This is a genomic window from Methylobacterium sp. E-005 (assembly GCF_022829725.1).
Classification (GTDB): Bacteria; Pseudomonadota; Alphaproteobacteria; order Rhizobiales; family Beijerinckiaceae; genus Methylobacterium.
In genome coordinates this window covers 100,268-124,290 of sequence record NZ_JAKSYG010000207.1, presented here as the reverse complement: position 1 = coordinate 124,290, position 24,023 = coordinate 100,268, and the positions used below count along the sequence as shown (strand labels likewise).

23 protein-coding genes are annotated in these 24,023 nt (G+C 67.5%); 8 read left to right on the top strand and 15 right to left on the bottom strand.

Annotation, left to right across the window (positions count from 1 at the left end; translation table 11 throughout):
- Nucleotides 1-48: 48 nt before the first annotated feature.
- Nucleotides 49-2,109: a DNA topoisomerase IV subunit B gene (gene parE, locus MKK88_RS24110; protein ID WP_244004243.1), complete on the top strand. Its 2,061-nt coding sequence runs from the start codon at nt 49-51 to the stop codon at nt 2,107-2,109.
- A gap of 87 nt (nt 2,110-2,196) precedes the next feature.
- Here parE and MKK88_RS24105 read toward each other — a convergent pair whose 3' ends face one another.
- Together MKK88_RS24105 and MKK88_RS24100 are read right to left on the bottom strand one after the other, a co-directional pair.
- On the bottom strand, nt 2,197-2,688 hold the full coding sequence (locus MKK88_RS24105; protein WP_244004241.1) for a PRC-barrel domain-containing protein: 492 nt from the start codon (nt 2,686-2,688) through the stop codon (nt 2,197-2,199).
- A gap of 189 nt (nt 2,689-2,877) precedes the next feature.
- Complete coding sequence (locus tag MKK88_RS24100; protein WP_244004239.1) at nt 2,878-3,744, bottom strand: outer membrane protein; 867 nt, start codon at nt 3,742-3,744, stop codon at nt 2,878-2,880.
- Nucleotides 3,745-4,148: 404 nt separating this feature from the next.
- Here MKK88_RS24100 and MKK88_RS24095 point away from each other — a divergent pair, with 404 nt between their 5' ends.
- The 3 genes from MKK88_RS24095 to MKK88_RS24085 all read left to right on the top strand — a co-directional run bounded on the left by MKK88_RS24095 (nt 4,149) and on the right by MKK88_RS24085 (nt 7,425).
- Nucleotides 4,149-4,541, top strand: coding sequence for a hypothetical protein (locus MKK88_RS24095; protein ID WP_244004238.1), 393 nt, complete (start codon nt 4,149-4,151; stop codon nt 4,539-4,541).
- 188 nt (nt 4,542-4,729) lie between these two features.
- A complete protein-coding gene (locus MKK88_RS24090; RefSeq protein WP_244004236.1) occupies nt 4,730-6,262 on the top strand; it encodes a DEAD/DEAH box helicase in 1,533 nt (510 codons plus the stop codon).
- 104 nt (nt 6,263-6,366) lie between these two features.
- A complete protein-coding gene (locus MKK88_RS24085; RefSeq protein WP_244004234.1) occupies nt 6,367-7,425 on the top strand; it encodes a GGDEF domain-containing protein in 1,059 nt (352 codons plus the stop codon).
- A 122-nt stretch (nt 7,426-7,547) separates the two neighbouring features.
- Here the strand turns inward: MKK88_RS24085 and MKK88_RS24080 are convergent, their stop codons facing one another.
- Together MKK88_RS24080 and MKK88_RS24075 are read right to left on the bottom strand one after the other, a co-directional pair.
- On the bottom strand, nt 7,548-7,925 hold the full coding sequence (locus MKK88_RS24080; RefSeq protein WP_091721672.1) for a HesB/IscA family protein: 378 nt from the start codon (nt 7,923-7,925) through the stop codon (nt 7,548-7,550).
- A 319-nt stretch (nt 7,926-8,244) separates the two neighbouring features.
- Nucleotides 8,245-9,237 (bottom strand): threo-3-hydroxy-L-aspartate ammonia-lyase, encoded by a 993-nt coding sequence (locus MKK88_RS24075; RefSeq protein ID WP_244004233.1) that lies wholly within the window; start codon nt 9,235-9,237, stop codon nt 8,245-8,247.
- Between the two features lie 223 nt (nt 9,238-9,460).
- Between MKK88_RS24075 and MKK88_RS24070 the strand changes: the two genes are divergently transcribed.
- On the top strand, nt 9,461-9,685 hold the full coding sequence (locus MKK88_RS24070) for a hypothetical protein (RefSeq protein WP_244004231.1): 225 nt from the start codon (nt 9,461-9,463) through the stop codon (nt 9,683-9,685).
- Nucleotides 9,686-9,705: 20 nt separating this feature from the next.
- Here the strand turns inward: MKK88_RS24070 and MKK88_RS24065 are convergent, their stop codons facing one another.
- The 8 genes from MKK88_RS24065 to MKK88_RS24030 all read right to left on the bottom strand — a co-directional run bounded on the left by MKK88_RS24065 (nt 9,706) and on the right by MKK88_RS24030 (nt 18,441).
- The gene (locus MKK88_RS24065; RefSeq protein ID WP_244004230.1) at nt 9,706-10,998 is read right to left on the bottom strand and encodes a hypothetical protein; all 1,293 of its coding nucleotides are present in this window, start codon (nt 10,996-10,998) and stop codon (nt 9,706-9,708) included.
- Between the two features lie 552 nt (nt 10,999-11,550).
- A complete protein-coding gene (lpdA, locus tag MKK88_RS24060; RefSeq protein ID WP_244004228.1) occupies nt 11,551-12,990 on the bottom strand; it encodes a dihydrolipoyl dehydrogenase in 1,440 nt (479 codons plus the stop codon).
- Between the two features lie 13 nt (nt 12,991-13,003).
- Nucleotides 13,004-14,446: a pyruvate dehydrogenase complex dihydrolipoamide acetyltransferase gene (locus tag MKK88_RS24055; RefSeq protein ID WP_244004226.1), complete on the bottom strand. Its 1,443-nt coding sequence runs from the start codon at nt 14,444-14,446 to the stop codon at nt 13,004-13,006.
- Between the two features lie 4 nt (nt 14,447-14,450).
- Nucleotides 14,451-15,044 (bottom strand): Uma2 family endonuclease, encoded by a 594-nt coding sequence (locus MKK88_RS24050; RefSeq protein ID WP_244004224.1) that lies wholly within the window; start codon nt 15,042-15,044, stop codon nt 14,451-14,453.
- 15 nt (nt 15,045-15,059) lie between these two features.
- Nucleotides 15,060-15,347: a DUF5076 domain-containing protein gene (locus MKK88_RS24045; RefSeq protein WP_244004222.1), complete on the bottom strand. Its 288-nt coding sequence runs from the start codon at nt 15,345-15,347 to the stop codon at nt 15,060-15,062.
- 60 nt (nt 15,348-15,407) lie between these two features.
- A complete protein-coding gene (locus MKK88_RS24040) occupies nt 15,408-16,865 on the bottom strand; it encodes a pyruvate dehydrogenase complex E1 component subunit beta (RefSeq protein ID WP_244004220.1) in 1,458 nt (485 codons plus the stop codon).
- Nucleotides 16,866-16,919: 54 nt separating this feature from the next.
- The gene (gene pdhA / locus MKK88_RS24035; RefSeq protein WP_244004218.1) at nt 16,920-17,993 is read right to left on the bottom strand and encodes a pyruvate dehydrogenase (acetyl-transferring) E1 component subunit alpha; all 1,074 of its coding nucleotides are present in this window, start codon (nt 17,991-17,993) and stop codon (nt 16,920-16,922) included.
- A 136-nt stretch (nt 17,994-18,129) separates the two neighbouring features.
- On the bottom strand, nt 18,130-18,441 hold the full coding sequence (locus MKK88_RS24030) for an FtsB family cell division protein (RefSeq protein ID WP_244004217.1): 312 nt from the start codon (nt 18,439-18,441) through the stop codon (nt 18,130-18,132).
- Nucleotides 18,442-18,520: 79 nt separating this feature from the next.
- On the opposite strand from MKK88_RS24030, the gene MKK88_RS24025 reads away from it, so the two are divergent.
- Complete coding sequence (locus tag MKK88_RS24025; RefSeq protein WP_244004214.1) at nt 18,521-19,702, top strand: adenylate/guanylate cyclase domain-containing protein; 1,182 nt, start codon at nt 18,521-18,523, stop codon at nt 19,700-19,702.
- Nucleotides 19,703-19,997: 295 nt separating this feature from the next.
- Here the strand turns inward: MKK88_RS24025 and eno are convergent, their stop codons facing one another.
- Entirely contained in the window at nt 19,998-21,287 is a 1,290-nt protein-coding gene (eno, locus tag MKK88_RS24020) for a phosphopyruvate hydratase (RefSeq protein ID WP_244004212.1), read from the bottom strand.
- 184 nt (nt 21,288-21,471) lie between these two features.
- Here eno and queF point away from each other — a divergent pair, with 184 nt between their 5' ends.
- Nucleotides 21,472-21,924: a preQ(1) synthase gene (gene queF / locus MKK88_RS24015; protein WP_409566701.1), complete on the top strand. Its 453-nt coding sequence runs from the start codon at nt 21,472-21,474 to the stop codon at nt 21,922-21,924.
- A gap of 88 nt (nt 21,925-22,012) precedes the next feature.
- Here queF and MKK88_RS24010 read toward each other — a convergent pair whose 3' ends face one another.
- Nucleotides 22,013-22,531, bottom strand: coding sequence for a hypothetical protein (locus MKK88_RS24010; protein ID WP_244004210.1), 519 nt, complete (start codon nt 22,529-22,531; stop codon nt 22,013-22,015).
- A gap of 173 nt (nt 22,532-22,704) precedes the next feature.
- A complete protein-coding gene (locus MKK88_RS24005) occupies nt 22,705-23,043 on the bottom strand; it encodes a hypothetical protein (RefSeq protein WP_244004208.1) in 339 nt (112 codons plus the stop codon).
- Between the two features lie 286 nt (nt 23,044-23,329).
- On the opposite strand from MKK88_RS24005, the gene MKK88_RS24000 reads away from it, so the two are divergent.
- Nucleotides 23,330-23,998, top strand: coding sequence for a class I SAM-dependent methyltransferase (locus MKK88_RS24000; protein ID WP_244004206.1), 669 nt, complete (start codon nt 23,330-23,332; stop codon nt 23,996-23,998).
- Nucleotides 23,999-24,023 lie beyond the last annotated feature (25 nt).

Here is a 24,023-nt window from a genome sequence, read left to right as displayed (position 1 = left end):
CTGCGCGAAACTGAGCCGGCCGACTCGCCGCGTCCGCGGAGGCCGCGCGTGAGCGACCCGGCGCGCGACCTGTTCGGGCCGGGCAGCAAGGGCCCGTCTGGCCGTCCGCCCGAGCCGCGGCGGCGCCTGGACGCCTCGACCTCGGTGACGACCATCGCCTCGGCCGCGCCGGAGGCCGGCTACACCGCCTCCGACATCGAGGTGCTGGAGGGGTTGGAGCCGGTCCGGCGCCGGCCCGGCATGTATATCGGCGGCACCGACGAGCGGGCGCTGCACCACCTCTTCGCCGAGGTGATCGACAACTCCATGGACGAGGCGGTGGCGGGTCACGCCAGCTTCATCGAGGTGGAGCTGGAGGAGAGCGGCGCCCTCGTCGTCACCGACAACGGCCGCGGCATCCCGGTCGACCCGCACCCGAAATTCCCCGGCAAGTCGGCGCTGGAGGTCATCATGACCACGCTGCATGCCGGCGGTAAGTTCGACTCGAAGGTCTACGAGACCTCGGGCGGCCTGCACGGCGTCGGCATCTCGGTGGTGAACGCCCTGTCCGACCTCCTGGAGGTCGAGGTCGCGCGCAACCAGACCCTCTATCGCCAGACGTTTTCGCGCGGCCATGCGCAGGGCGCCTTGGAGCTGGTCGGCCGGGTGCAGAACCGGCGCGGCACGCGGGTCCGCTTCCACCCCGATGCCGAGATCTTCGGCTCGCTGAAGTTCGACCCGCGCCGCCTGTTCAAGATGGCGCGCTCGAAGGCCTACCTGTTCGGCGGCGTCGAGATCCGTTGGCGCTGCGCCCCGGCCCTCCTCGAAGGGCTGGCGGACGTGCCGGCGGAGGCCGTGCACCGCTTCCCCGACGGGTTGCGCGACTATCTCGCCCGGGACATCGAGGGCAAAGACCTCGTCACCGACGCGATGTTCTCCGGCAAGATCACCAAGCCGGGCTCCCACGGCTCGCTCGAATGGGCGGTGGCCTGGATGGTCGCCGAGGACGGGTTCTCACATTCCTACTGCAACACGATCCCGACTCCCGAGGGCGGCACCCATGAGGCGGGCCTCCGCGTCGCCCTGCTGCGCGGCCTGCGCGAGCATGCCGAGCGGGTGAACCAGGCCAAGCGCATGACGGCGGTGACCACCGACGACGTCATGGCGACCTGCGCGTCGATGCTCTCGGTCTTCATCCGCGAGCCCGAGTTCCAGGGTCAGACCAAGGACAAGCTCGCCACCGTGGAGGCCCAGCGCATCGTCGAGACGGCGGTGCGGGACGCCTTCGACCATTGGCTCGCCGCCTCCCCGGCCCAGGCCAACAAGCTGCTCGACTGGGTGATCGACCGGGCCGAGGAGCGCCTGCGCCGCCGCCAGGAGAAGGAGGTCGCCCGCAAGAGCGCGACCCGCAAGCTGCGCCTGCCCGGCAAGCTCGCCGATTGCTCGGCCGCCGGCACCGCGGGCTCGGAGATCTTCATCGTCGAGGGTGATTCCGCCGGCGGCTCGGCCAAGCAGGCCCGGGACCGGGCGACCCAGGCGATCCTGCCGCTGCGCGGCAAGATCCTGAACGTTGCGTCGGCGTCCCGCGACAAGCTCGGCGCCAACCAGCTGATCTCGGATCTCACCCTGGCGCTCGGCTGCGGCACCGGCTCGGCCTTCCGCGAGACGGATCTGCGCTACGACAAGGTGATCATCATGACGGACGCCGACGTCGACGGCGCCCACATCGCCTCGCTGCTGATCACCTTCTTCTACCGGCAGATGCCGAAGCTGATCGACCGTGGCCACCTCTACCTCGCGATCCCGCCGCTCTACCGGCTGCAGCAGGGCTCGAAGGTGGCGTATGCCCGGGACGACGCGGATCGCGAGCGGATCGTCAAGTCGGTGTTCAAGGGTGGTAAGGTCGAGATCGGGCGGTTCAAGGGCCTCGGCGAGATGATGCCGGCCCAGCTCAAGGAGACCACCATGGACCCGAAGAAGCGCACGCTCCTGCGCGTCGCGGTCCTGGACGAGGCCCGGGAATCGACCGGCGACACGGTCGAGCGCCTGATGGGCAACAAGCCCGAGGCGCGCTTCGCCTTCATCAGCGAGCGCGCGGCCTTCGCCGAGGGGGCGGATCTCGATATCTGAGGCCGCCTGATCGGCCAGGGCTGTGCCCTGGCGACCCGCCAAAGGGCTTCAGCCCTTTAAGAACCCTTGATGGCCCGGGGCGCGGCTTCAGTGGGCGGCGATCGCCTTCGCCGGATCGAAGGGCTGCGCCGCGGAGATCGCGTCCTTGCCCATGTTGAGGATGGCGGAGAATCGGTCTCCGCCGGGCCGCAGCACGACGGCGCCGGGCTCCACCGCGATGCGCTTGCTGCCGAGCCCGAGGAAGCCCCCGACATCGATCACCACCGCCTTCAGGGTTCCCCCATCGGTGATCAGCAGGTCATCGATCTTGCCGACGCTGTCACCCCCCTGGTTGCGCACCTCGACGCCGATCATCTTGGTCGTGAGGAACGCGACGGGCTTGAGGCCCTGACGCTTCTTCGCGTCCTCGGCGTTGGCGGCTTCCATGAGCCGTCCGGCCCCGGTGCCGCCGAGCGTGGTTCCAGGCCCGGTTCCGGGCAGCACGGTGCCCTTGCCGATCACGCTGGCATCCTGGGCCTGCGCCGGGACGGCCGCGAGGCCGATCGCGGCCAGCGACAGGAGAAGGATTCGGCTCCGCATGGCTGATCGCTCCGCTGCGCCCTGATCCCGCGAGGCGCCGCGGTCACAATCGCCCGGTGCCGGTCCGGTTCCGGCCGTCCATGTCGCACCCATCCCACCGGTCCAGGCGTACGGAACGAAAAAGGGGCCCGGCCTCGCGGTCGGACCCCTTCGATACGGCGCCGGGACACCCGGCTCCGTCCGTCGAGCTCAGTACGAGCCGAACTTGTAGTTCACGCCGGCGCGGACGACCGCGAACTCGGTCTTGGCGGCGCCGCCATTGAGGTAGGCCACGCCGTTCGGCGGCAGGAGGCTCGGGACGTAGACGCCGGCCGCGGCGTTCTTCTGCCGGTCGAGGTTCACGTAGAGACCCTCGACCTTGAAGGTCACGGCTGAGGACTTGAAGAAGTTCAGGAACGAGTCGGTGGGCAGCGCGTACTCGACGCCGCCGCCGACCGCGTAGCCGGTGCGGAAGCTGTCGCGGAAGCGGCGACCGGCGAAGTTCTGGTCGTCCTGGCCCGAGCCGTAGGCATAGCCGCCGGTGGCGTACACGAGGGTGCGGTCGAAGGCGTAGCCGAGGCGGCCGCGCGCCGTACCGAAGTAGTCGAGGCCGTTGCCGCTGGTGGCGACGTAGGCGCGCGGCGCGGTGAAGGCGGCGCCCGGAATTCCGAGGCCGACATAATCCTGCGTGCCGTTGGAGCGACGGGCGAAGTCGACATACTGGGCGTCAGCCTCGAAGCCGATCACGACACCCGAGCCCGGCGTGAACTGGTAGTTGTAGCCGATCTGCGCGCCACCGGTGAAGCCGTCGTTGTTCGACCGGTTCCGCACGCTGACGACGCCGGCGGTATCCTCCGAACCGACCACGGAGCCGGCCGGCAGGTTGTAGTTGGTGGTCCGGCGGCTGCTGGCATCGAAGCCGTAGCCGGCATTCGCGCCGAAGTAGAACCCCGTCCAGGTGAAAACCGGCACCGGCGTGAAGGCGGGCGGTGGGGCGGCGCGGCGCGGCAGATCCGCCGCGGAGACTGCGGCGGCGGAGCCGACGAGCACAGTCGATGCAAGGAGAATCGTCTTCATGTTTCAAGTGGTCCTAAATGAACGGGAGCCGGCAGCCTTCTAGGTGCTCTTGGGTTTGAGGTCTGTCGCTTTTCCGCAACAAGGATCATCAGACTAGATGCGCTGAGTCAACGAATCATGAAGATTGTTTGTCGCAAAAATTCCAGTTTACTGGCCATAAAAGCGCTCGAAGTCGCAATATATCAGATCGAATACGGGGAAAATAGAACACTATAGATTTAAATACGACTGAAAAAGAAAATAATATTAGAGGAGGGGTGTGGTCCGTCTCCCGTGATGGCAGGCATCCCCCATGGTTTGCCTTGGCCTGCGATCGCCTGTGATGCGTGGCGTCAAGTGTTGGTTAACTCTGTTGGGTGAGGGTCGGTGCGGGCCGGCTGCATGTTCGGCGAAGTGAGTCGCCGATGCAGGTCCGCCGCGTTCAGGCGCCGAAATCCTTTGGCCGGCGGCGACCGACGATGGAGGTCCCGGGCCAGGGTGAGGAGGGGCGCCCCGCCGCGAAGAGCCTTCTCGCTTGGTCTCTGCGGGTGACGTTGGTGATCGGGCTCGTGGCGGTTGCCGGCGCCGCGCAACTGGCGCGATGGAACAAGCCCACTGACGGATCCGGGCGCACGGCTGCCCGCCTGGCCGCTGGAGCGATCCCGGTACCGGTCGATCCCGAGACCACCGGCGCGATCACGCAAATGGGTGCGGCTCAGGCGGCCCGCGGCACGCGTCTCGACCCCTGTCTCGTTCCGGTCACCGCGCCCGCCCCCTCGCCCGTCACCCTGCCCGCCGCGGGGCAGCTCCGGCCCTGATCGCCTGTGCGTGGTGGCGCAGGGCTGCGCATTGCGAGATTGACAAGCGGCGCCAAGCCCCTAACTGACACGGAAGCATGCGCCCCGCGGCCCCGGGAGCGTACCAGCGCCCCGCGCAAGCCTTTCCCAGCCGTTGCCGCGACGGTGTCCTTCGCGCCGGCCGGGCGCGCAACGGTTCCAGAACGCAGATGCCTTTTTCCGACCTGGGACTGAGTGAGAAAGTCCTGAACGCCGTCGAATCGACGGGTTACACCGAGCCGACGCCGATCCAGGCCGAGGCCATTCCCCACGTGCTGGCCCGCCGCGACGTCCTCGGTATCGCCCAGACCGGGACCGGTAAGACCGCGGCCTTCACGCTGCCGATGCTGACGCTGCTGGAGAACGGCCGCGCCCGCGCCCGGATGCCGCGCACGCTGATCCTGGAGCCGACGCGGGAACTGGCCGCCCAGGTGGTCGAGAATTTCGACCGCTACGGCACCAACCACAAGCTCAACGTCGCGCTGATCATCGGTGGCGTCTCCTTCGCCGACCAGGATGCCAAGCTGATGCGCGGCACCGACGTGCTGATCGCGACGCCCGGCCGCCTGCTCGACCATTTCGAGCGCGGCAAGCTGCTGCTCACCGGCGTCGAGCTGCTGGTCATCGACGAGGCCGACCGGATGCTCGACATGGGGTTCATCCCCGATATCGAGCGCATCGTGAAGATGGTGCCGTTCACCCGGCAGACCCTGTTCTTCTCCGCGACCATGCCGCCGGAGATCGAGCGGCTGGCCGACATGTTCCTGCACAACCCGCAGCGGGTCGAGGTGGCCCGGCCCGCCTCCACGGCCACCACGATCACCCAGCGCCTCGTCGCCACCGGCTCCGAGGGCCACGCCAAGCGCGAGCGGCTGCGCGACCTGATCCGCGGCGAGGCGGAGCTCAACAACGGGATCATCTTTTGCAACCGCAAGCGCGACGTCGCCCTGCTGCAGAAGTCCCTGGTCAGCCACGGCTTCGACGCCGCCGCGCTCCACGGCGACATGGATCAGCGGGCGCGCACCACCGCCCTCGACGCGTTCCGGAACGGCGAGACCGCCCTGCTGGTCGCCAGCGACGTGGCGGCCCGCGGCCTGGACATTCCGGCGGTCAGCCATGTCTTCAACTTCGACGTGCCGCACCACCCGGAGGACTACGTCCACCGGATCGGCCGCACCGGCCGCGCGGGCCGGAGCGGCACCGCCTACACGCTGGTCGCGCCGGAGGATGCGCGGTCGCTCGGTGCCATCGAGGCGCTGATCGGCCAGCCGATCCCGTGGCTCGACGGTGATCTGTCCTCCGTGGCCGAATCCTCCAGCGACACCGGTACCCGCCATCGCGGCCGCTCCGGCGAGGGGCGCCGCGGATCACGCTCGGCCAGGGGGGCGGCCAAGGGGCCAGCCAGGGAGTCGGTCAGGGAACCGGCAAGAGAAACGGCCAGGGAACCGGCCAAGAGCGTGGCCAGGGCCGCCGGGACGGGGTCCGACTCCGGGGATCGTCCGAAGGCCCGCGGGGGCCGCAGCGGATCCGCGGCCCCTCGGATCGAGGGCCGGCCGGAGCCGCGCCGCGAGTCCGGGCGGGAGGAGCGGGTGCGGGACGAGCGCGGGCGCCGGAACGAGCCGGAGGGCGAGACCCCGGTCGGTCTCGGCTCGCACGTGCCGGCCTTCCTGCTTCGTCCAGTTCTGGCGAAGAAAGAGAAATAACTCTGGCTATTCGAGCTTAACGTCTCAGCTACCGACCTGCCGTAGATTAATTTTCGGGAGCCCGCGCGTCGAGGCGCCGATGATCCGGGGGCGACGGCACTGGCATGAGTCATGAGACCCCCATGGATCGGGATCGCAGCTTCGCGTTGGCGAAGCGGGTCCATGATCTGATCCGCGACTACGGCCCGATCCCGACGCCCCACGCCTACGCGGTCTGGTACACCTACGTGTCGGCCGAGCTTCCGTTGCTCAGCGACGCGGTGAAGCGTCTGATCACGCAGAATGGCGGCCTGACCGAAGCCGATATCGACGCGCTGTACGAGACGTATCTCGACGGGCGCCGGCTCGCGAGCGCCGCCGGCGACATCAGCGGCGTGGTCCTGAACGAGATCGCCGCCGCCAATGAGATCCTCGATCTCTCCCTCGGCTCCACGACCCGGTACGGCGAATCCCTGCGCCGGCTGGCCCAGGACCTCGCCCAGGGTCTGCCGAGCGGGGCGCGGCTGGGCGAGATCGTCGCGACGCTCGCCTCCACCACCCGGGAGGTCGCGGTGAACAACCGGGTCCTCGAAGCGCGCATGCGGGAGACCCGCAGCGAGATCGAGACCCTGCGCGAGAAGCTGGAGGCGACGCGCCTGGAGAGCCTCACCGACACGCTCACCGGCCTCGCGAACCGCAAGCAGTTCGAGGAGACCCTGAAGGCGACGATCGACGAGGCCCGCCTGCGGGCCGGCCCGATGAGCCTGATCATCCTCGACATCGATTTCTTCAAGCGCTTCAACGACCTGTATGGCCACCTGACGGGCGATCAGGTTCTCAGGCTCGTGGCGATCGTGATGCGCGAGAAGGCGGGCAAGCCGGCCCAGCTCGCCCGGTTCGGCGGCGAGGAATTCGGCATCGTGCTGCCCGGGGCGGACCGCGCGGCGGCGCGGCAGGTGGCCGAGACCGTCCGGACCAGCGTGATGGGGCGGGAACTGGTCAAGCGCTCGACGGGCGAATCGCTCGGCAAGGTCACGGTGTCGCTGGGCGTCGCGGTTCTGCGCCCGGGCGATACGCCGGCCTCGCTGATGGAGCGGGCCGACCTGTGCATGTTCGTGGCCAAGCGCGGCGGCCGCAACCGCGCCGTGGACGACACGGCCGAGGCCCTGTCGCAGGTGGCGTAACGGGTTTCGGAAGGGCGAGCCTTTTGCGGGTGCAGGGCCCTGCGAGAGGGGGCCAGGATCCGTATGCCGGGGTTTCACTCCGACACCCCACCAAAGGACGCGTCCTTTGGAAACCCGGGACGTCAGGCCTGAGCGGGGATCCGGTCGGCCGAGACGGGCGTGATCGCCACGGACTCGCCGCAGCCGCAGGCCGAGGTCTGGTTCGGGTTGTTGAACACGAACTGCGACGCGAGCTTGTTGGTGGTGAAGTCCATCTCGGTGCCGAGCAGGAACAGCACCGCCTTCGGATCGACGAAGACCCGCACGCCGCGATCCTCGACCACGTCCTCGCCGGGCTTGGCGGCCTCGGCGTATTCCATCGTGTACGACATGCCGGCGCAGCCGCCGTTGCGGACGCCGACCCGCAGGCCGGCGATCGGCCGGTCGGCATCCGCCATGATCGCCTTGATCCGGTCGGCGGCCCGATCGGTCAGCGAGAGAACCTTGAACCCAGTCGACATCGTCACCCTCCCGCCCAACCGGGTTCAAGGCCCGGGGACGCGCATTCTGACGCCGATAAGATAAGCATTGGGTTGCAGTCGGTCCACCGCGCCCGGGTCACACCCGCCCGGCATTCGGCGCCGGAGGGCCGTGCCCGAGCGCAAGGCGATCGGGTGATCCCACCAAACCCCCTCATCCTGAGGTGACCGCGTTAGCGGGCCTCGAAGGCGGGCTCGTTCGAGGCCTCCGCTGCGCTCCGGCACCTCAGGACGAGGGGGTGGGTTGGATCGCCGATCCGGGGCTTCCCAAAGTGCTGTGTGGCTCCCGACCCAACTCCGCTCAGGCAGCCCCGGCGGTGAGCTGCGCGAAGGTCGCGAGATCGACGTTGCCGCCGCTGATCACCACCCCGACCCGCTTGTCCTTGACGTCCACCAGCCCGTGCAGCACCGCCGCCGCCGCGAGGCAGCCGGTCGGCTCGACCACGATCTTCATCCGGCTGGCGAAGAACCGCATCGTCTCCACGAGCTGAGCGTCGGTGACGGTGACGATCTCGGCCACCCTCTCCCGGATGATCGCGAAGGTGAGCGGGCCGAGCGCCGTCGATTGCGCCCCGTCGGCGATGGTGCGGGGCACCGGGATCGTCACGATCGCGCCGTCGCGGAACGAACGCTGCCCGTCATTGCCGGCCTCGGGCTCGACGCCGATCACCCGGCAGCCCGGCGACAGTTCGGCGGCCGCCAGCGCGCAGCCCGCGAGCTGGCCGCCGCCGCCGAGGCAGGCCACCAGCGCGTCGAGCGCGCCCACGGTCTCGATCAGCTCCTGGGCGAGGGTCCCCTGCCCGGCGATGACGTCGGGATGGTTGAAGGGCGGGATCAGCGTCAGGCCCCGGGGCTCCGCGATCGCCCGGCCGAGCGCTTCCCGGTCCTGGCTGTAGCGGTCGTAGAGGATCACCTCGGCGCCGTAGCCGCGGGTGCCCGCGATCTTCGCCGCCGGGGCGTCGCCCGGCATGATGATCGTGGCCGGGGCGCCGAGCAGCCGGCTCGCCAGGGCGATCGCCTGGGCGTGGTTGCCCGACGAGAAGGTGATCACCCCGCGGGCGCGCTCCGCCTCGGACAGGGCGCTGATGGCGTTGTAGGCCCCGCGGAACTTGAAGGCCCCGGCCCGCTGCAGGTTCTCGGCCTTGAAGAACAGCTTTGCGCCGGTCATCGCGTCGGCGGTGCGGGAGGTGAGCACCGGCGTGCGGTGCGCGACGCCCGCGATCCGGTCGGCCGCCCGGGCCACGTCGGCATAGGTGGGCAGCCCGCCGGCCGCCTCGATCGATTCGCCCCGCATCGGATTCCGCCTCGCGCCCGCTTCGTACCGGGTCGAGTCATACGGGCGAACGGCCCGCGCCGCATCCCGCGCCCATGCACAGCCGGAAGCGGAGCCATTCGCCGGCTCAGGGTTTAACCCGGCGGGATCATCGCGGCTGAGCTGGGGGGCGGCATCGCATGCGGATGGGATCGAACGGACGCCACGGCCCGGGGGCCGCCCGTCCGGCCGACGGGGTGGACCGGTGAGCGGCTGGGTCCGGGAGCGTCCGCCGGGCGACGGCGCGACCGAGGTCACGTTCCGGGGCCGCGGGCTGGCCCTGCGCGCCGGCGGGCGGCTGAAGCTTCTGGTGTGTCCGCTCTGCTCGCAGCGGAATGCGGCCCGGGGGGCCGAGCGGGGGATCTGTGAGTGGTGCGCGTATGTGCCCTCGCCGGAGGAGGCGGAGCCGGTGGAGGTGGGGCGGGGGTGAAATAGACGAAGCAAACTCGATTATAAATCGCTTGACGCCTGTGGATTTTCTAAATCGAAGGTAACTGGGTTGCGACCCATTCGAGATGCCATTTGCCCCCACCACGGTACTACTTCCGCTACACGATCTCGAAAAGGGTAAGGTTTGTTGGTATGAGGACCCGGCGCTATTTCATCATGTACATTCCATAGCATCCAACCTATAAGTTGCTCAGATGCGGCCTGAACAAATGTATCAATGAGAGAGCTCGGAGTGGCTCGGGCACACAAAATTTCAAGATCATCTATGGGGCAAAAAGACACAGATATACGATCTACTTCGTTGATCATCGGAAATTTTTCGACAGATTCTAAACGCGCCTGCTTGACGATTTGCTGTTGCATAGATTTTGACATCATCAGCCAGCTATCGAGCGTTACTATTAATCCTATTGCGTTTTCTGAAAAGGCTACGACAGGTGCGATGCCGAGCCTTACATGAGCTCTGTACTTCCAAATTTGAATAACGCCTCGCACCAGTTCGTCGTATCTCGATTTGGCATCCCTCAAAGGGTAATCACCAAAACGAGCCTCAAATGTCATTTTCAAGGCCTTGCATTCAACAATAGCCGCAATTTTATTATTTTGCACAACAGAAATATCTGGTGAATCTACCTCACCGTTCTTCGAATTGTACTTGAAACTGCGCCTTATGTCGTTATGAGAAAATATTGTTCGCAGCAGATCGGCTACATAGATCTCGAACCGGCCACCTATTTCATTGCGCGTGGCGGTATGGGCCGTCACCAAGTCATAGAAAATTCCTGCGGTAGATCGCAGCATGACAAGCGTTGGCAGTGGGGCAATGACAATATTGTGGGAGCTACCAAAGGCGATACATGGAAATTTTCTAAGAAGGCTTGGCCGGTATGCGATTTGTCCGCCTTTCGATCTTAACTCTATCGCCTGTGAACGAGCCTGCTCGATTGGGAGTGAAATAATCTGCCAAGTTTGCGCGATTGCTTCCCGCGATAATCCGATGATTTCGAAACTCGTCTCTTTATCGAGAAAGGGACGTGTCGTTAGAGAGGCGCCGACGGAAAAACAGGCCTGAACGAACGTGTCGAGTGACATTTGGCGAATTCTCTCGAATTCAGATCGCGCCAAGCTGCCGCCGTAGATAAAACTTGAACGATATAGATTACTTAATAGCAGAAAGCCACGCTGCCATTCGAATTGTCTTTGCGCAAGGCGATGAAGTTCATCAAGTACGTTAATCTGTTGAAGCGATACTCCGGCTTCAGCGTTTTCCACCTTTCCGAGGGCATTCAGCAAAGCGGCTATATCGTTGTACGACGAGCATGTGAGCTTCCTGTCGTACGACGAAGTAGGCGGCTTTTTTGGCGTAACTAGAGATTCATTTATTATCGTCTCTAATTTCCATCGATGGGCAAAATAACGTGATCCGTGATCGGTGGTAATTGCTTCGTTTGGAAAGTCCAAGTAGTCTAGAGCCCGCTCAGGTCTGTCAGATTGTAATGTGAAAATCGCCCACACCAGCCTAAATAGATCAGAATCTTCGGCTATGCTGAGATAGTTTGCAAATCTTCTCTTGTGTAGACCTATCGACGCTTGACCCATCTAGTAGTTGCCTTGATGTGAGGCGTTTTAAGACGTGCACCCAAAGCAGATAAATTCAAGAATTGCCATCAAGATGTGCCCCAAATTAAGGCCGAGAAACATTGGTGGTGTGCTGGCCGCTTCCCACCAGTAAAGCGTAATTTTACGCAATCAAATCAGGGGCAAATTCTTACGCCGAATAAATTTGAAGTTTTGGGATCCCAATCAGCAAAACTTCCACAGTTGAGATCCCAAATTATGTTTTTATCAAGTATGGATCACCTTTCCATACGCATCCAGCACGCTCTCGTGCATCATCTCGCTGAGCGTCGGGTGCGGAAACACCGTGTGCATCAGCTCCTCCTCGGTGCTCTCCAGGTTCATCGCCACCACGTAGCCCTGGATCAGCTCGGTCACCTCGGCGCCGACCATGTGGGCGCCGAGCAGCTGGCCGGTCTTGGCGTCGAACACGGTCTTGATCAGCCCGTCCGGCTCGCCGAGCGCGATCGCCTTGCCGTTGCCCGCGAAGGGGAAGCGGCCGACCTTCACGGCAAAGCCCTGCTCCTTGGCCTTGGCCTCGGTCAGCCCGACGCTGGCGATCTGCGGCTGGCAATAGGTGCAGCCCGGGATCTTGGCCTTGTCCATCGGGTGGGTGTGCAGGCCCTTGATGGTCTCGATGCAGAGGACGCCCTCGTGCTCGGCCTTGTGGGCGAGCATCGGCGGGCCGGCGACGTCGCCGATCGCGTAGAGGCCGGGCACGTTGGTGCGGCCGAGCCCGTCCGTCACCACGATCCCGCGGTCGATCGTCACGCCGAGCTTTTCGAGGCCGATATTCTCGATGTTGCCGACCACGCCCACCGCCGAGATCAGCTTCTCGGCGGTGATCTGCTGGGTCTTGCCGTCGCCGCCCTCGATGGTCGCCGTGACGGAGTTGGCGCCCTTCTCGACCTTGGTCACCTTGGCGCCGGTGAGGATCTTGATCCCCTGCTTCTCGAAGCGCTTGCGGGCGAGGCCGGCGATCTCGGCATCCTCCACGGGCAGGATCTGCGGCAGCAGCTCCACCACGGTCACCTCGGCGCCCATGGTCCGGTAGAACGAGGCGAACTCGATGCCGATGGCGCCCGAGCCCATCACCAGCAGGCTCTTGGGCATCGTCTCGGGCACCATGGCCTCGTAGTAGGTCCAGATCAGCTTCTTGTCGGGCTCGATCCCGGGGATCGCCCGGGGCCGGGCACCGGTCGCCACGATGATGTGCTTGGCCTGGTAGGTGCCGGCGCCCTTGGCGCCCTTCGGCGGCTCGGCGCGCTTGGATTCCTTCACGGTGACCTGGCCGGGCTGGTTACCCTTGGCCACGCTGTCGACCGCGGCCTCGCCCCAGATCACGTCGACCTTGTTCTTCTTGAGCAGCATGCCGACGCCGCCGTTCAGCCGCCCCGAGACGCCGCGGGAGCGCTTCACGATGGCGGCGGTGTCGAACCCGACCTTCTCGGCGGTCAGCCCGTAATCGCCGGCGTGCTGGAAGTAATGGTAGATCTCGGCCGAGCGGAGCAGCGCCTTGGTGGGGATGCAGCCCCAGTTCAAGCAGATGCCGCCGAGATGCTCGCGGTCGACCACGGCGGTCTTGAACCCGAGCTGCGCCGCGCGGATCGCCGTGACGTAGCCGCCGGGCCCGGCGCCGATGATGAGGACGTCGTAGGTGTCGGACATCGTGTGCTCCGCCTCAGACCAGCATGCCCATCGGGTTCTCGATCAGCCCCTTGAAGGCCGAGACCAGCTCCGCGCCGAGCGCCCCGTCGAGCACCCGGTGGTCGCACGACAGGGTGCAGGTCATCACCTGGACCACGGCTGGCGCCCCGTCCTTCACGACCACGCGCTTCTCGCCCGCGCCCACCGCCAGGATGCTCGATTGCGGCGGGTTGATCACCGCGGTGAAGTGCTTGATCCCGAACATGCCGAGATTCGACACCGAGGTGACGCCGCCCTGGTACTCCTCGGGCTTCAGCTTCTTGGCGCGGGCGCGCGCCGCAAAGTCCTTCATCTCGTTGGAGATGGTCGAGAGCGTCTTCTCGTTCGCCCGGCGGATCACCGGGGTGAACAGCCCGCCGTCGATCGCCACCGCGACGCCGACCTCCGCGTTCTTGAAGCGCAGGATCCGGTCCTCGGCCCAGACCGCGTTGGCGGCCGGCACGCGGGTCAGGGCGAGGCCCATCGCCTTGATGACGAAGTCGTTCACCGAGAGCTTGAAGGCGGGCTTGCCGTCCTTGTCCTTGCCGGCGGAGCCGTTCAGCGTCTCGCGCAGCTTCATCAGCGCGTCGAGCTCGCAATCCACCGTCAGGTAGAAGTGCGGGGCGACCTGCATCGCCTCGGTGAGGCGCTTGGCGATGGTCTTGCGCATGCCGTCGAGGGGCACTTCCTCGTAGGCATCCTTGGCGAAGAAGCCCTTGACCTGATCGGTCGTGAGTCCGGCCGGCGCGCCGCCGCCCGCGGGGGCGGCCTTCGGAGCCGGGGCCGCCTTCGGCGCCTCGGCGGCGGCCTGCGGAGCGGCGGCGGGGGCCTTGGTGGCGCCGGAGGCCTTCGCGGCCTGGACGTCGCGGGCGATGATGCGACCATGCGGGCCGCTGCCCTGGACGGCGCCGAGTTCCACGCCCTCCTGCTTGGCGATCCGCCGGGCGAGCGGCGAGGCGAAGACCCGCCCGCCCGAACCGGCCTGGGCGCCGGCCTGCGGGGCACCGCTCGGCTGCGCACCCTCCGGCGCGGCGTTGATCCGCTCGTACGACATGTGGCCGCCGCCGGGCGTGGTGTTCTGGTCGGCCGCCGAGGCGTCAGCCTTGGGCTCGGACTTGGCTTCGGACTTGGGTTCGGCCGCGCCGTTGGAGGCCGCCTTCGGCGCGCCGCCGGCCTGGACGCTCGACGGGTCCTCGCCCTCGGCGGCGATGATGGCGATCAGGTCGTTGACCGGCACGTCCGCGGTGCCCTCGGGCACGAGGATCTTGGCGAGCACGCCCTCGTCGATCGCCTCCACCTCCATGGTGGCCTTGTCGGTCTCGATCTCGGCCAGCACGTCGCCGGACTTGATCGCGTCCCCCTCCTTCTTCAGCCACTTGGCGAGGTTGCCCTTCTCCATGGTGGGCGAGAGCGCGGGCATCAGCACGTTGATCGGCATGGCATCAGGTCTCGGGCTGGGCCGGGGCGGCCGGATCGTCGAAGGGAAAGAGGTCGTCGAAGGGGAACGGAACGGCGTCGAAGGGCGGCAGGGCCACGGTCTCGCCGCGCTGGATCGTGGCGGGGAGCACCCAGCGCCCGTCCGCGAGGGCGAAGCCTTCCAGCACGCCCGCGGCCGGGTCCAGTAGCCAGAGGTGACCGACGCCGGACGTGCCGTAGATGCTGCGTTTGCGGCCTCGGTCGAGGCGGATGGTGGACGGCGAGAGGATCTCGCAGATCCAGTCCGGAGGAGTCTCGATGTACGCGTCCTCGGGTTCGGCCGGCATCCGCTCGCGGCGCCAGCCGGCGAGATCGGGAACGACCACCTGGGATCCCAGATGAAGTTCCGGCTCGATGATAAACACCCATCCACCAGGGCCGCCACGGCCACGCGCGAACGGCCGATCCAGCTCTCCCGAAAGGCGAGCCGCGGCGATGCCGTGCCGGGGCCTCGGCCGCGGATGCGTCTCCAGCACCCCGTCGATGATCTCGGCGACGAGATGCTCGGGGACCGCTTCCAGATCCGCGTAGGTCGCCTGCCGGACAGCCGCCTCAGCCATGGTCGGGTGCCATCGCTAGTTGAGGCCGCCGGGGTCGAGCCCCTCGGCCTCCCAACCGGCGCGGATGCGCTCCAGGGCCTCCTCCTCCGACATATCGGTCTCCAGCGCATAGGCGCGGGCCGCCTGCCGGGCGAGGTCGATCAGGAGCCGGCCCCAGGTTGCCGGGTCGTCGAAGGAGCGGCGCAGCGCGACGCTCACCGCACCGTCGACCACGGCCGCGCGCAGCACCTCGATGCCGCCCTGTTCCAGGGCGTCGGGCGGGATGGCGAGTTCGGCGAAGTCGCTGTTGGAATCCTGGCTCATGGCGCGCCGGCTGTTCCTCGATCCTGGCCGGGGCGGGCGACAGCGTCGCCCGCGCGCCCGTTACTTGTAGCAGACGCTCTTGGCGGCCTCGACGACCTCCGCAACGTTCGGCAGCGCCAGCTTCTCCAGATTGGCCGCGTAGGGCATCGGCACGTCCTTGCCGGTGATCCGCAGGACCGGGGCATCGAGGTAATCGAAGGCGTCGGCCATCAGGCGGGCCACGATCTCAGCGCCGATGCCGGATTGCGGGAAGCCCTCCTCCACGGTGATGCAGCGGCCGGTCTTCTTGACCGACTTGACCACCGTCTCGGAATCCATCGGGCGGATCGTGCGCAGGTCGATGACCTCCGCCTCGATCCCCTGCTCGGCCAGCACCTGTGCGGCCTTCAGCGCGTAGGTCATGCCGATCGAGAAGGACACGATGGTCACGTCCGTGCCGGGGCGGTGGATCCGCGCCTTGCCGATCGGCAGCACGAAATCGTCGAGCTGCGGCACCGGGAAGGACTGGCCGTAGAGGATCTCGTTCTCGAGGAAGATCACCGGGTTCGGATCGCGGATCGCGGCCTTGAGCAGCCCCTTGGCGTCGGACGCCGTGTAGGGCGCGATCACCTTCAGGCCCGGCACGTTGGAGTACCACGCGGAATAGTCGTGGCTGTGCTGGGCGCCCACCCGGGCGGCCGCGCCGTTGGGGCCCCGGAACACGATCGGGCAGCCGAGCTGGCCGCCGGACATGTACAGCGTCTTGGCCGCCGAGTTGATGATGTGGTCGATCGCCTGCATGGCGAAGTTGAAGGTCATGAACTCGATGATCGGCTTCAGGCCGGCGAGCGCCGCGCCGACGCCGATGCCCGCGAAACCATGCTCGGTGATCGGGGTGTCGACCACCCGCTTGGCGCCGAATTCCTGCAGCAGGTTCTGGGTGATCTTGTAGGCGCCCTGGTACTCGGCGACCTCCTCGCCCATGACGAACACGTCGCCGTCGCGGCGCATCTCCTCCGCCATGGCGTCGCGCAGGGCCTCGCGCACCGTGGTGGTGACCATCGGCGTGCCGGTCGGGAACTCTTCCATCACCGGCTCGTCGGCCTTGTTGGTGATGATTGCCGGCGCCGCCGGGGCCTTCGGGGCATCGTCGCCGGTCTTGGCGGCGGGGGCGGCCTTGTCGGCCATGCCCTCGGCCTGCATGTCGGGCGTGGGCGCCGGATGGCCGCCCGCGCCGTTGGGCTTGGAAGCATCGGACTTGGCGCCGCCGCCGGACTGGACACTCGCCGGGTCCTCGCCCTCGGCGGCGATGACGGCGATCGGCGTGTTGACCGCAACACCCTCGGTGCCCTCGGCGATCAGGATCTTGGCGAGGACGCCCTCGTCGATCGCCTCCACCTCCATGGTGGCCTTGTCGGTCTCGATCTCGGCCAGCACGTCGCCGGACTTGATCGGATCGCCCTCCTTCTTCAGCCACTTGGCGAGCTTGCCCTCCTCCATGGTGGGCGAGAGGGCGGGCATCAGGATGTCGGTCGCCATGCTCAGCTCTGCGGTCGTCTTTTCGATAGGGGCGGCCAGGGTTTCAGGATCGCGCTAGGCGTGCGCATCCAACAAGATATCGGTCCAGAGCTCGGACGGATCGGGCTCGGGATCGTTGGTCGCGAACTCGGCCGAGGCGTTGACGATCTCGCGGACCTTGGCATCCGTCGCCTTCAACTCGGTCTCCGGCACGCCGTGCAATTCGAGCAGGCGCTTGCGCACCATCTCGATCGGGTCGTGCTCGTCGCGCATCTTCGAGACCTCGTCCTTGGTCCGGTACTTGGCCGGATCGGACATGGAGTGGCCGCGATAGCGGTAGGTCTGCATCTCCAGGATGTACGGCCCCTGGCCGGTGCGGGCGTGCTCGATCGCCCGGGTGGCGGCCTCGCGCACGGTGCGCACGTCCATGCCGTCGACCTGCTCGCCCGGGATACCGAAGGAGAGGCCGCGCTTCGAGAAGTCGGTCTGCGCCGAGGCCCGGGCCACCGAGGTGCCCATGGCGTAGCGGTTGTTCTCGATCACGTAGACGACCGGCAGCTTCCAGAGGGCCGCCATGTTGAAGCTCTCGTAGACCTGGCCCTGGTTGGCGGCGCCATCGCCCATATAGGTCAGGCTGACCTTGCCGTTCTCCCGGTAATGATCGGCGAAGGCGAGGCCGGTGCCCAGCGAGACCTGCGCGCCGACGATGCCATGGCCGCCGAAGAACTGCTTCTCGCGGCTGAACATGTGCATCGAGCCGCCCTTGCCGCGGCTGTAGCCGCCGCGGCGGCCGGTCAGCTCGGCCATCACGCCCTTCGGGTCCATACCGCAGGCCAGCATGTGGCCGTGGTCGCGGTAGCCGGTGATGACCTGGTCGCCCTCGACCGAGGCCATCTGCATGCCGATCACCACGGCCTCCTGGCCGATATAGAGGTGGCAGAAGCCGCCGATCAGGCCCATGCCGTAGAGCTGGCCGGCCTTCTCCTCGAAGCGCCGGATCAGCAGCATCTCGTGATAGGCGTGGAGGTCTTCGTCCCGCGAGAATTGCGGCATGTTGGGCGCCGGCTTGTGCGCCTCGGCGACCTGGGGGCTTCCGGCCTGCGAAGCCGAGGACGCAGCGTCCTTGGCGGGCTCCTTGGCGGCATCCATCGGCGCACTCCCCATGATTCCACGCGACTTCGGGGGGTGTAGGACAGCGCCAGTTGGAAAGCGAGGGTTGCCGCTCTGACAGGAGGCCGCTGTTGTCAGAAGGCTTTCGGGATTGCGGCGCGGGGCGCCACCGCGATCACGGCGTGATGATGACCACGTCGTTGGCGTGGACGCGCCCGAGCACGATCCGCGCGCGCTCCTCCAGCAGATCGCGGTCGATCTGGTCGCTCTTGAGCAGGGCGACGCGGTGCTCCCAGGTCGCCCGCTCGGCCTTCACGGCGTTCAGCTCCTGGGTGAGCTGATAGGCGCGGATCTTCAGCGCCTTCTTGGCCTCGAGGCCCCGATTGCCGCTCTCGGCCTGCCAGACGAAATAGCCGACGACGAGCGCCGACAGGGTCCAGAGACCGAGCGGCAACACGACCATTCTGACGCGGCGGCGGACAACCATGGGGCGACCGTCGCGCGGAAAGGTTAAGGGTTCTTTGCGATCGTGCGGCGGCCGGGGCAGACAGGGGCGAGCCTGAGGGATGGACCTGACACGACTGAGCCGCTGGATCGCCGGGCACGCCACCGCCACCGACGACCACGACACGCTGCTGACCGGCTTCTGCGAGGCGCTGGCCGGCGCCGGCATCCCCGTCTGGCGGGTCAGCGTCATGGCCCCGGCCCTCGACCCGACGCTGCGCGGCGTCAGCCTGAACTGGCACGCGGGCGAGGGGATTTCCTTCGTCGCCAATGCCCACGGCGCCGACGAGGAGAGCGACTGGCTCCTGAGCCCGGTCTACGCGCTGGTGGAGAAGGGCGAGAGCTTCGGGCGCTGGCGCCTCGACGCGCCCGGGCTGGACGCGGATTTTCCGGTCCTGCGAGCCCTCGGGGCCCAGGGCGGCGTCGACTACGTCCTGCACATCGTCGAGTTCGCCCCCGGTACCGCGCTGCGGGGCATCGCGGTCTCGTTCTGCACCCGGGACGGGGCCGGCTTCACCGCGGCGCACCTGGCCGCCATCGCCGACATCCTCCCGTTCCTGACCCTCGCCCTCGCCAAGATGAGCCTGGCCCACACGTTCCGCGAGGTGTCGGCGACCTATCTGGGCCGCTCCACCGCCGAGCGGATCCTCGACGGTCAGATCCGGCGGGGCGAGGGGCGGGCCGTACCGGCGGCGATCCTGCTGACGGATCTGCGCGGCTTCACGGCCCTGGCCGACCGGGTGGATCCGGCCGACATGGTCACGTGGCTCAACGAGCATTTCGACGCCCTCGGCGATCCGGTGGCGCGGCACGGCGGCGAGATCCTGAAGTTCTTAGGGGACGGGTTCCTGGCGATCTTCCCGGTGCCGGAGGCCGGCCCCCTGCCCTGCCCGGTCTGTGGGGCCGCCCTGGACGCCGCGACCGAAGGGCTCGCCGCCAACGCCGCGCTCAACGACCGCCGCCGCGCGGCCGGGCTGCCGGAACTCGTGGCCGAATGCGTCGTGCATTTCGGGACGGTGATCTACGGCAATGTCGGGACCGAGCGGCGCCTCGACTTTACGATCATCGGCCGGGCGGTCAACGAGGCCAGCCGGATCGAGAGCCAGTGCGCGACGCTGGGCCACGATCTCCTGGTGTCGGACTCGTTTGCGGAGCGCTGCGCGCGTCCGCTGGAGCCGGTCGGGACGATCGAGCTGCGCGGCCTGTCGCGGCCGATGCGGGTCTGGACCGTGCCGAGGGCCTGAAAGCCCGCCTTCCCACCCGGCACCGAGCGGATGGCGGCTGGCACCGCCTTTGTCCCGGGGGCCTGCAGCGTGAGCGGAATGCGTCCCGGAACCCAGCACGGAACAGCGTGAAGCGTCCTTCCGGTCCAACTTGTGCCGCTGGCGCGGCTTGTTCTCGTGCCGGCTCCCGGATCAGGCTCCGCTGCCGCTTCACCTGTTCAGGGACAAGGGCGCGGATCGTCTTCGTTACGCTCGCGGTACCTGCGCCCTTGGAACCATAGGCCCGCCTCGCCCAGGCGAGGCGGGCGGCGCGTCCTCAGCGCCGGGCGAGCTGCTTGAGCGCGGCCGGGCCGGCATAGAGCGCCTGGGGCCCAAGGCCCTCCTCGATGCGGATCAGCTGGTTGTACTTGGCCAGTCTGTCCGAGCGGGCCAGCGAGCCGGTCTTGATCTGCCCGCAATTGGTGGCGACCGCCAGATCCGCGATGGTCGAATCCTCGGTCTCGCCCGAGCGGTGCGACATCACCGCGGTGTAGCCGGCGCGCTGGGCCATATCGACCGCCGCGAGCGTCTCGGTGAGCGAGCCGATCTGGTTGACCTTGATCAGGATCGAGTTGGCCGTGCCCTCGCCGATGCCCCGGGACAGGCGCTCGACATTGGTGACGAACAGGTCGTCGCCCACCAACTGGCAGCGGTCGCCGACCCGCTCGGTCAGCAGCTTCCAGCCGGCCCAATCGTCCTCCGACATGCCGTCCTCGATCGAGACGATCGGGTAGGCATCGACGAGCTGGGCGAGGTAATCGACCTGCGCCTCGATGGTGCGGGTCGTGCCCTCCCCCTCATAGGCGTAGCCGCCGTCCTTGAAGAACTCGGTGGCGGCGCAGTCGAGGGCGAGCGCGATGTCCTGGCCGGGCTTGAAGCCGGCGGCGCTGATCGCGTCCATCACGAAATCGAGGGCCGCCTCGGCCGAGGGCAGGTTCGGGGCGAAGCCGCCCTCGTCGCCGACATTGGTGTTGTGGCCGGCCTTCTTCAGCTTGCCCTTGAGGGTGTGGAACACCTCGGAGCCCATGCGCACGGCCTCGGCGAGCGAATCGGCGCCCACCGGCATGATCATGAATTCCTGGAAGTCGATCGGGTTGTCGGCATGGGCGCCGCCGTTGATGATGTTCATCATCGGCACCGGCAGCACCCGGCCCTGCACGCCGCCGACGTAGCGGTAGAGCGGCAGGCCCGAAGCCTCGGCCGCGGCCTTGGCCACCGCCAGCGACACGCCGAGGATCGCGTTGGCGCCGAGCCGCGCCTTGTTGGGCGTGCCGTCGAGCTCGATCATCGCCTCGTCGACCGCGACCTGATCCTCGGCCTCCATGCCGCCGATCGCGTCGAGGATCTCGGTCTGCGCCGCTTCGACCGCCTTGAGCACGCCCTTGCCGAGGAAGCGGTTCGTGTCGCCGTCGCGCAGCTCCACCGCCTCGTGGGCGCCCGTGGAGGCACCCGAGGGGACCGCGGCGCGGCCGAAGGAGCCGTCCTCCAGGATCACGTCCACCTCGACCGTGGGATTGCCACGGCTGTCGAGGATCTCGCGGGCGCTGATATTGGTGATCGCGGTCATGGAACGTCCTCTCGCGGGGGCCGCGGGTCGGCGACCGCACTCAAATCAGGGGTGCGGCGCATCGCGGCGGCTTATCCGTCAAGCCGCGTCCGGCGGCAAGCGCCGGAGCCACCTTGCGTCCTCCGGAAAAATCGCCGCGGACCGGATGGATGCGCCCGGCGGCGGCGCGCTTTATATGCGGGCTATGACGACCTCCAGCGATCTGCAGCTCGGCCAGCCGACGCCTGTCCCGTCCTCCCCCGAGGAGGCGCGCCTCGACCGGGTGCCGAACCCGCACCCGGATACGGACTACGTAGCCCGGTTCACCGCGCCCGAATTCACCTCGATCTGTCCGGTGACCGGGCAGCCCGACTTCGCCATCCTGGTGATCGACTACGTACCGGGCGACTGGCTCGTGGAGTCGAAGTCGCTGAAGCTCTACCTCGGTTCGTTCCGCAACCACGGCGCGTTCCATGAGGATTGCACGGTGGCGATCGGCAAGCGGCTGCGGGACCTGCTGGCGCCGCGCTATCTGCGCATCGGCGGATACTGGTATCCGCGCGGCGGCATCCCGATCGACGTGTTCTGGCAGACGGGTGAGCTGCCGAAGAACGCGTGGTTGCCCGATCCCGGCGTGCCGCCCTATCGCGGCCGGTGACGATCCGGGCTTCGAGCCGCGGGGTCGCCCGGCGACCGGTTCAGCGCCCGCATGACCTCGTCGATCGCGATGATCCCGGGCCGACGCATCAGTCGGTCTGACGCAGGCTGCGCGTCGTGCGGGCCAGAAGGCTTTCCTGCGCGGGAATCGGCCCCTGATGGATTGCCGCGACAGTGCCGAGCATCCGTTCGAGGTCGGCCCGCTCGGAAGCGGTGAGCTTTTCGCGCAGCAACGGCGCCAGATGGCCGAGGGCCGTGTCGGCATCCGCGACCTGATGGGCGGCGTGGCGGATATAGACCAGTCGCGTCGCCAGATCGTCGCCCGGTGGCACGATCGCGCGCAACTCGGCCTCGATCGCCACCTCCTGCTCGGGGGTCGGTATGCCGCGCGCGAGGGCGACAAGGTACATCAGGACGCCGGCGGCATCGATGGGGTTTCGAATCGAACGCACCGGTGCGGCCCGAAAAGCCGCCTCGTTCCTCGCACGAAGCTTGGCATTGCGCCGATCGGTCAGGGCACGGTCGATCTGTGCCATGCCGTCGCCGTACTTGAACCAGTAGACCAGCCCGGACAGGATCGCGCCGACAATGACAGCGATGATCGGCACCTTCCGCCCCCCGACAGTCGATGGCTCGGGGACAGGATGTCGCACTGCATTGCGGAAGGCAATCGCGAAATAGGAATTCAAGTACAGGTTGCGGGTCCTTAGATCCTCGCAAGAGGCACGAAAAAGGGCGACCGGCCTGCGCCGGTCGCCCCGATCCGTTCGGATCTTAGATATTAGTAGCCGTAGCCGTAGTAGCCGTAGCCCGGGTTGGCATAGCCGTAGCCGCCGTAAACCGGGGCGTAGCCGTAGCCGTAGGACGGGGCGTAGCCGTAGCCGTTGCCGTAGTAGCTATCGCGCGCCGCGCCGGCGGCGATGGCGCCCGCCGCGAGGCCGGCAATGCCGAGGCCGATGGCGGCGCCGGTGCCGATGCCGCGACGACCGCGGTAGTAGCCGTGGCCATAGCCGCCGTAGCCGCCATGGTAGCCGTAGGGACGGGCCTCGGCGCTGGACGTGGCGGCAACGCTGCCGAGGGCCAGGGCGGCGGCGGTGGCGATGATACCGATCTTGCGCATGATGTTCCTTCTCGATCCTCGATCGAACCTGCCCAATAACGTAGTCACCCCGGGACAGTTCCAAGTTCTCACAGGTCTTGGCGTGCGGATCCGCACGCCGTCGGTTTTATGAATCGCGGTTCATCATGCGCGACGCGCCAGGCTGCGTGCGCAGCGTGACCGTTGCCAGCGTCGGCCGATCTGAAACCTTGCGAAGATTTTCCGGATCGGGGCGTCCGTTCCTCGCGCGCTGCGGTCGCCTCCCCGAGGGGCCGCCCCTATGTTCACGGCCGTGGAGGATTGCCGAATGGATGCCCTGACCCTGATCCGCGAGACCTTCGCGCCCCTGTCCGGCAAGCGGATCCTCGATATCGGATGCGGCCCCGGAACCCTTTCCAAGCGGCTGAGCGAGGACGGTGCGGCGGTGACCGGGATCGATCCGGGTGCCGCGGCCCTCGAACAGGCCCGGGCCGCGGTGCCGGGGGCGCGGTTCGAGAATGCCTCGGGCGAGGCCCTGCCCTTCCCCGATGCCAGCTTCGAGGGGGCCGTCCTGCTCAACGCCCTGCATCACGTGCCCGACCCCGCGGCCGCCCTGGTCGAGGCGGCCCGCGTGCTGGTCCCCGGCGGATGCCTCGTCGTGGTGGAGCCCCTCGCGTCGGGCAGCTTCTTCGAGGCCCTGCAACCCATCGAGGACGAGACCGCGGTGCGCGCGGCCGCACAGGATGCGATCGCGGCCGCCCTCGCCCGTGGCACGCTCGCCTGCCGCCGCGATGTCACGGTCGAGCGGCGCGAGAGCTTCGCTGATCTCGCTGCGTTCCTGAAGCGGGTCTGCACCGTGGATCCCGCCCGCGCGGCGGCGATCGAGGCCCGCCGCCCCGTCGTGGAGGCCGCCTTCGAGACGGCGGCGGAGCGCGAGGCCGACGGCCGCTACGGCCTTGTCCAGCCCCTGCGGATCCACGTGCTGGAGCCGGCCTGATCGGGGTTTCGAAAGGGCGAGCCCT

What these genes read in the sequence shown, in the direction of transcription:
- MKK88_RS24105 (WP_244004241.1), bottom strand. Translation starts at nt 2,688, where the DNA reads ATGCGGAGCCGAATCCTTCTCCTGTCGCTGGCCGCGATCGGCCTCGCG.
- MKK88_RS24100 (WP_244004239.1), bottom strand. Translation starts at nt 3,744, where the DNA reads ATGAAGACGATTCTCCTTGCATCGACTGTGCTCGTCGGCTCCGCCGCC.
- MKK88_RS24095 (WP_244004238.1), top strand. Translation starts at nt 4,149, where the DNA reads ATGCAGGTCCGCCGCGTTCAGGCGCCGAAATCCTTTGGCCGGCGGCGA.
- MKK88_RS24090 (WP_244004236.1), top strand. Translation starts at nt 4,730, where the DNA reads ATGCCTTTTTCCGACCTGGGACTGAGTGAGAAAGTCCTGAACGCCGTC.
- MKK88_RS24085 (WP_244004234.1), top strand. Translation starts at nt 6,367, where the DNA reads ATGAGTCATGAGACCCCCATGGATCGGGATCGCAGCTTCGCGTTGGCG.
- MKK88_RS24080 (WP_091721672.1), bottom strand. Translation starts at nt 7,925, where the DNA reads ATGTCGACTGGGTTCAAGGTTCTCTCGCTGACCGATCGGGCCGCCGAC.
- MKK88_RS24075 (WP_244004233.1), bottom strand. Translation starts at nt 9,237, where the DNA reads ATGCGGGGCGAATCGATCGAGGCGGCCGGCGGGCTGCCCACCTATGCC.
- lpdA (WP_244004228.1), bottom strand. Translation starts at nt 12,990, where the DNA reads ATGTCCGACACCTACGACGTCCTCATCATCGGCGCCGGGCCCGGCGGC.
- MKK88_RS24055 (WP_244004226.1), bottom strand. Translation starts at nt 14,446, where the DNA reads ATGCCGATCAACGTGCTGATGCCCGCGCTCTCGCCCACCATGGAGAAG.
- MKK88_RS24050 (WP_244004224.1), bottom strand. Translation starts at nt 15,044, where the DNA reads ATGGCTGAGGCGGCTGTCCGGCAGGCGACCTACGCGGATCTGGAAGCG.
- MKK88_RS24045 (WP_244004222.1), bottom strand. Translation starts at nt 15,347, where the DNA reads ATGAGCCAGGATTCCAACAGCGACTTCGCCGAACTCGCCATCCCGCCC.
- MKK88_RS24040 (WP_244004220.1), bottom strand. Translation starts at nt 16,865, where the DNA reads ATGGCGACCGACATCCTGATGCCCGCCCTCTCGCCCACCATGGAGGAG.
- pdhA (WP_244004218.1), bottom strand. Translation starts at nt 17,993, where the DNA reads ATGGATGCCGCCAAGGAGCCCGCCAAGGACGCTGCGTCCTCGGCTTCG.
- MKK88_RS24030 (WP_244004217.1), bottom strand. Translation starts at nt 18,441, where the DNA reads ATGGTTGTCCGCCGCCGCGTCAGAATGGTCGTGTTGCCGCTCGGTCTC.
- MKK88_RS24025 (WP_244004214.1), top strand. Translation starts at nt 18,521, where the DNA reads ATGGACCTGACACGACTGAGCCGCTGGATCGCCGGGCACGCCACCGCC.
- eno (WP_244004212.1), bottom strand. Translation starts at nt 21,287, where the DNA reads ATGACCGCGATCACCAATATCAGCGCCCGCGAGATCCTCGACAGCCGT.
- queF (WP_409566701.1), top strand. Translation starts at nt 21,472, where the DNA reads ATGACGACCTCCAGCGATCTGCAGCTCGGCCAGCCGACGCCTGTCCCG.
- MKK88_RS24005 (WP_244004208.1), bottom strand. Translation starts at nt 23,043, where the DNA reads ATGCGCAAGATCGGTATCATCGCCACCGCCGCCGCCCTGGCCCTCGGC.
- MKK88_RS24000 (WP_244004206.1), top strand. Translation starts at nt 23,330, where the DNA reads ATGGATGCCCTGACCCTGATCCGCGAGACCTTCGCGCCCCTGTCCGGC.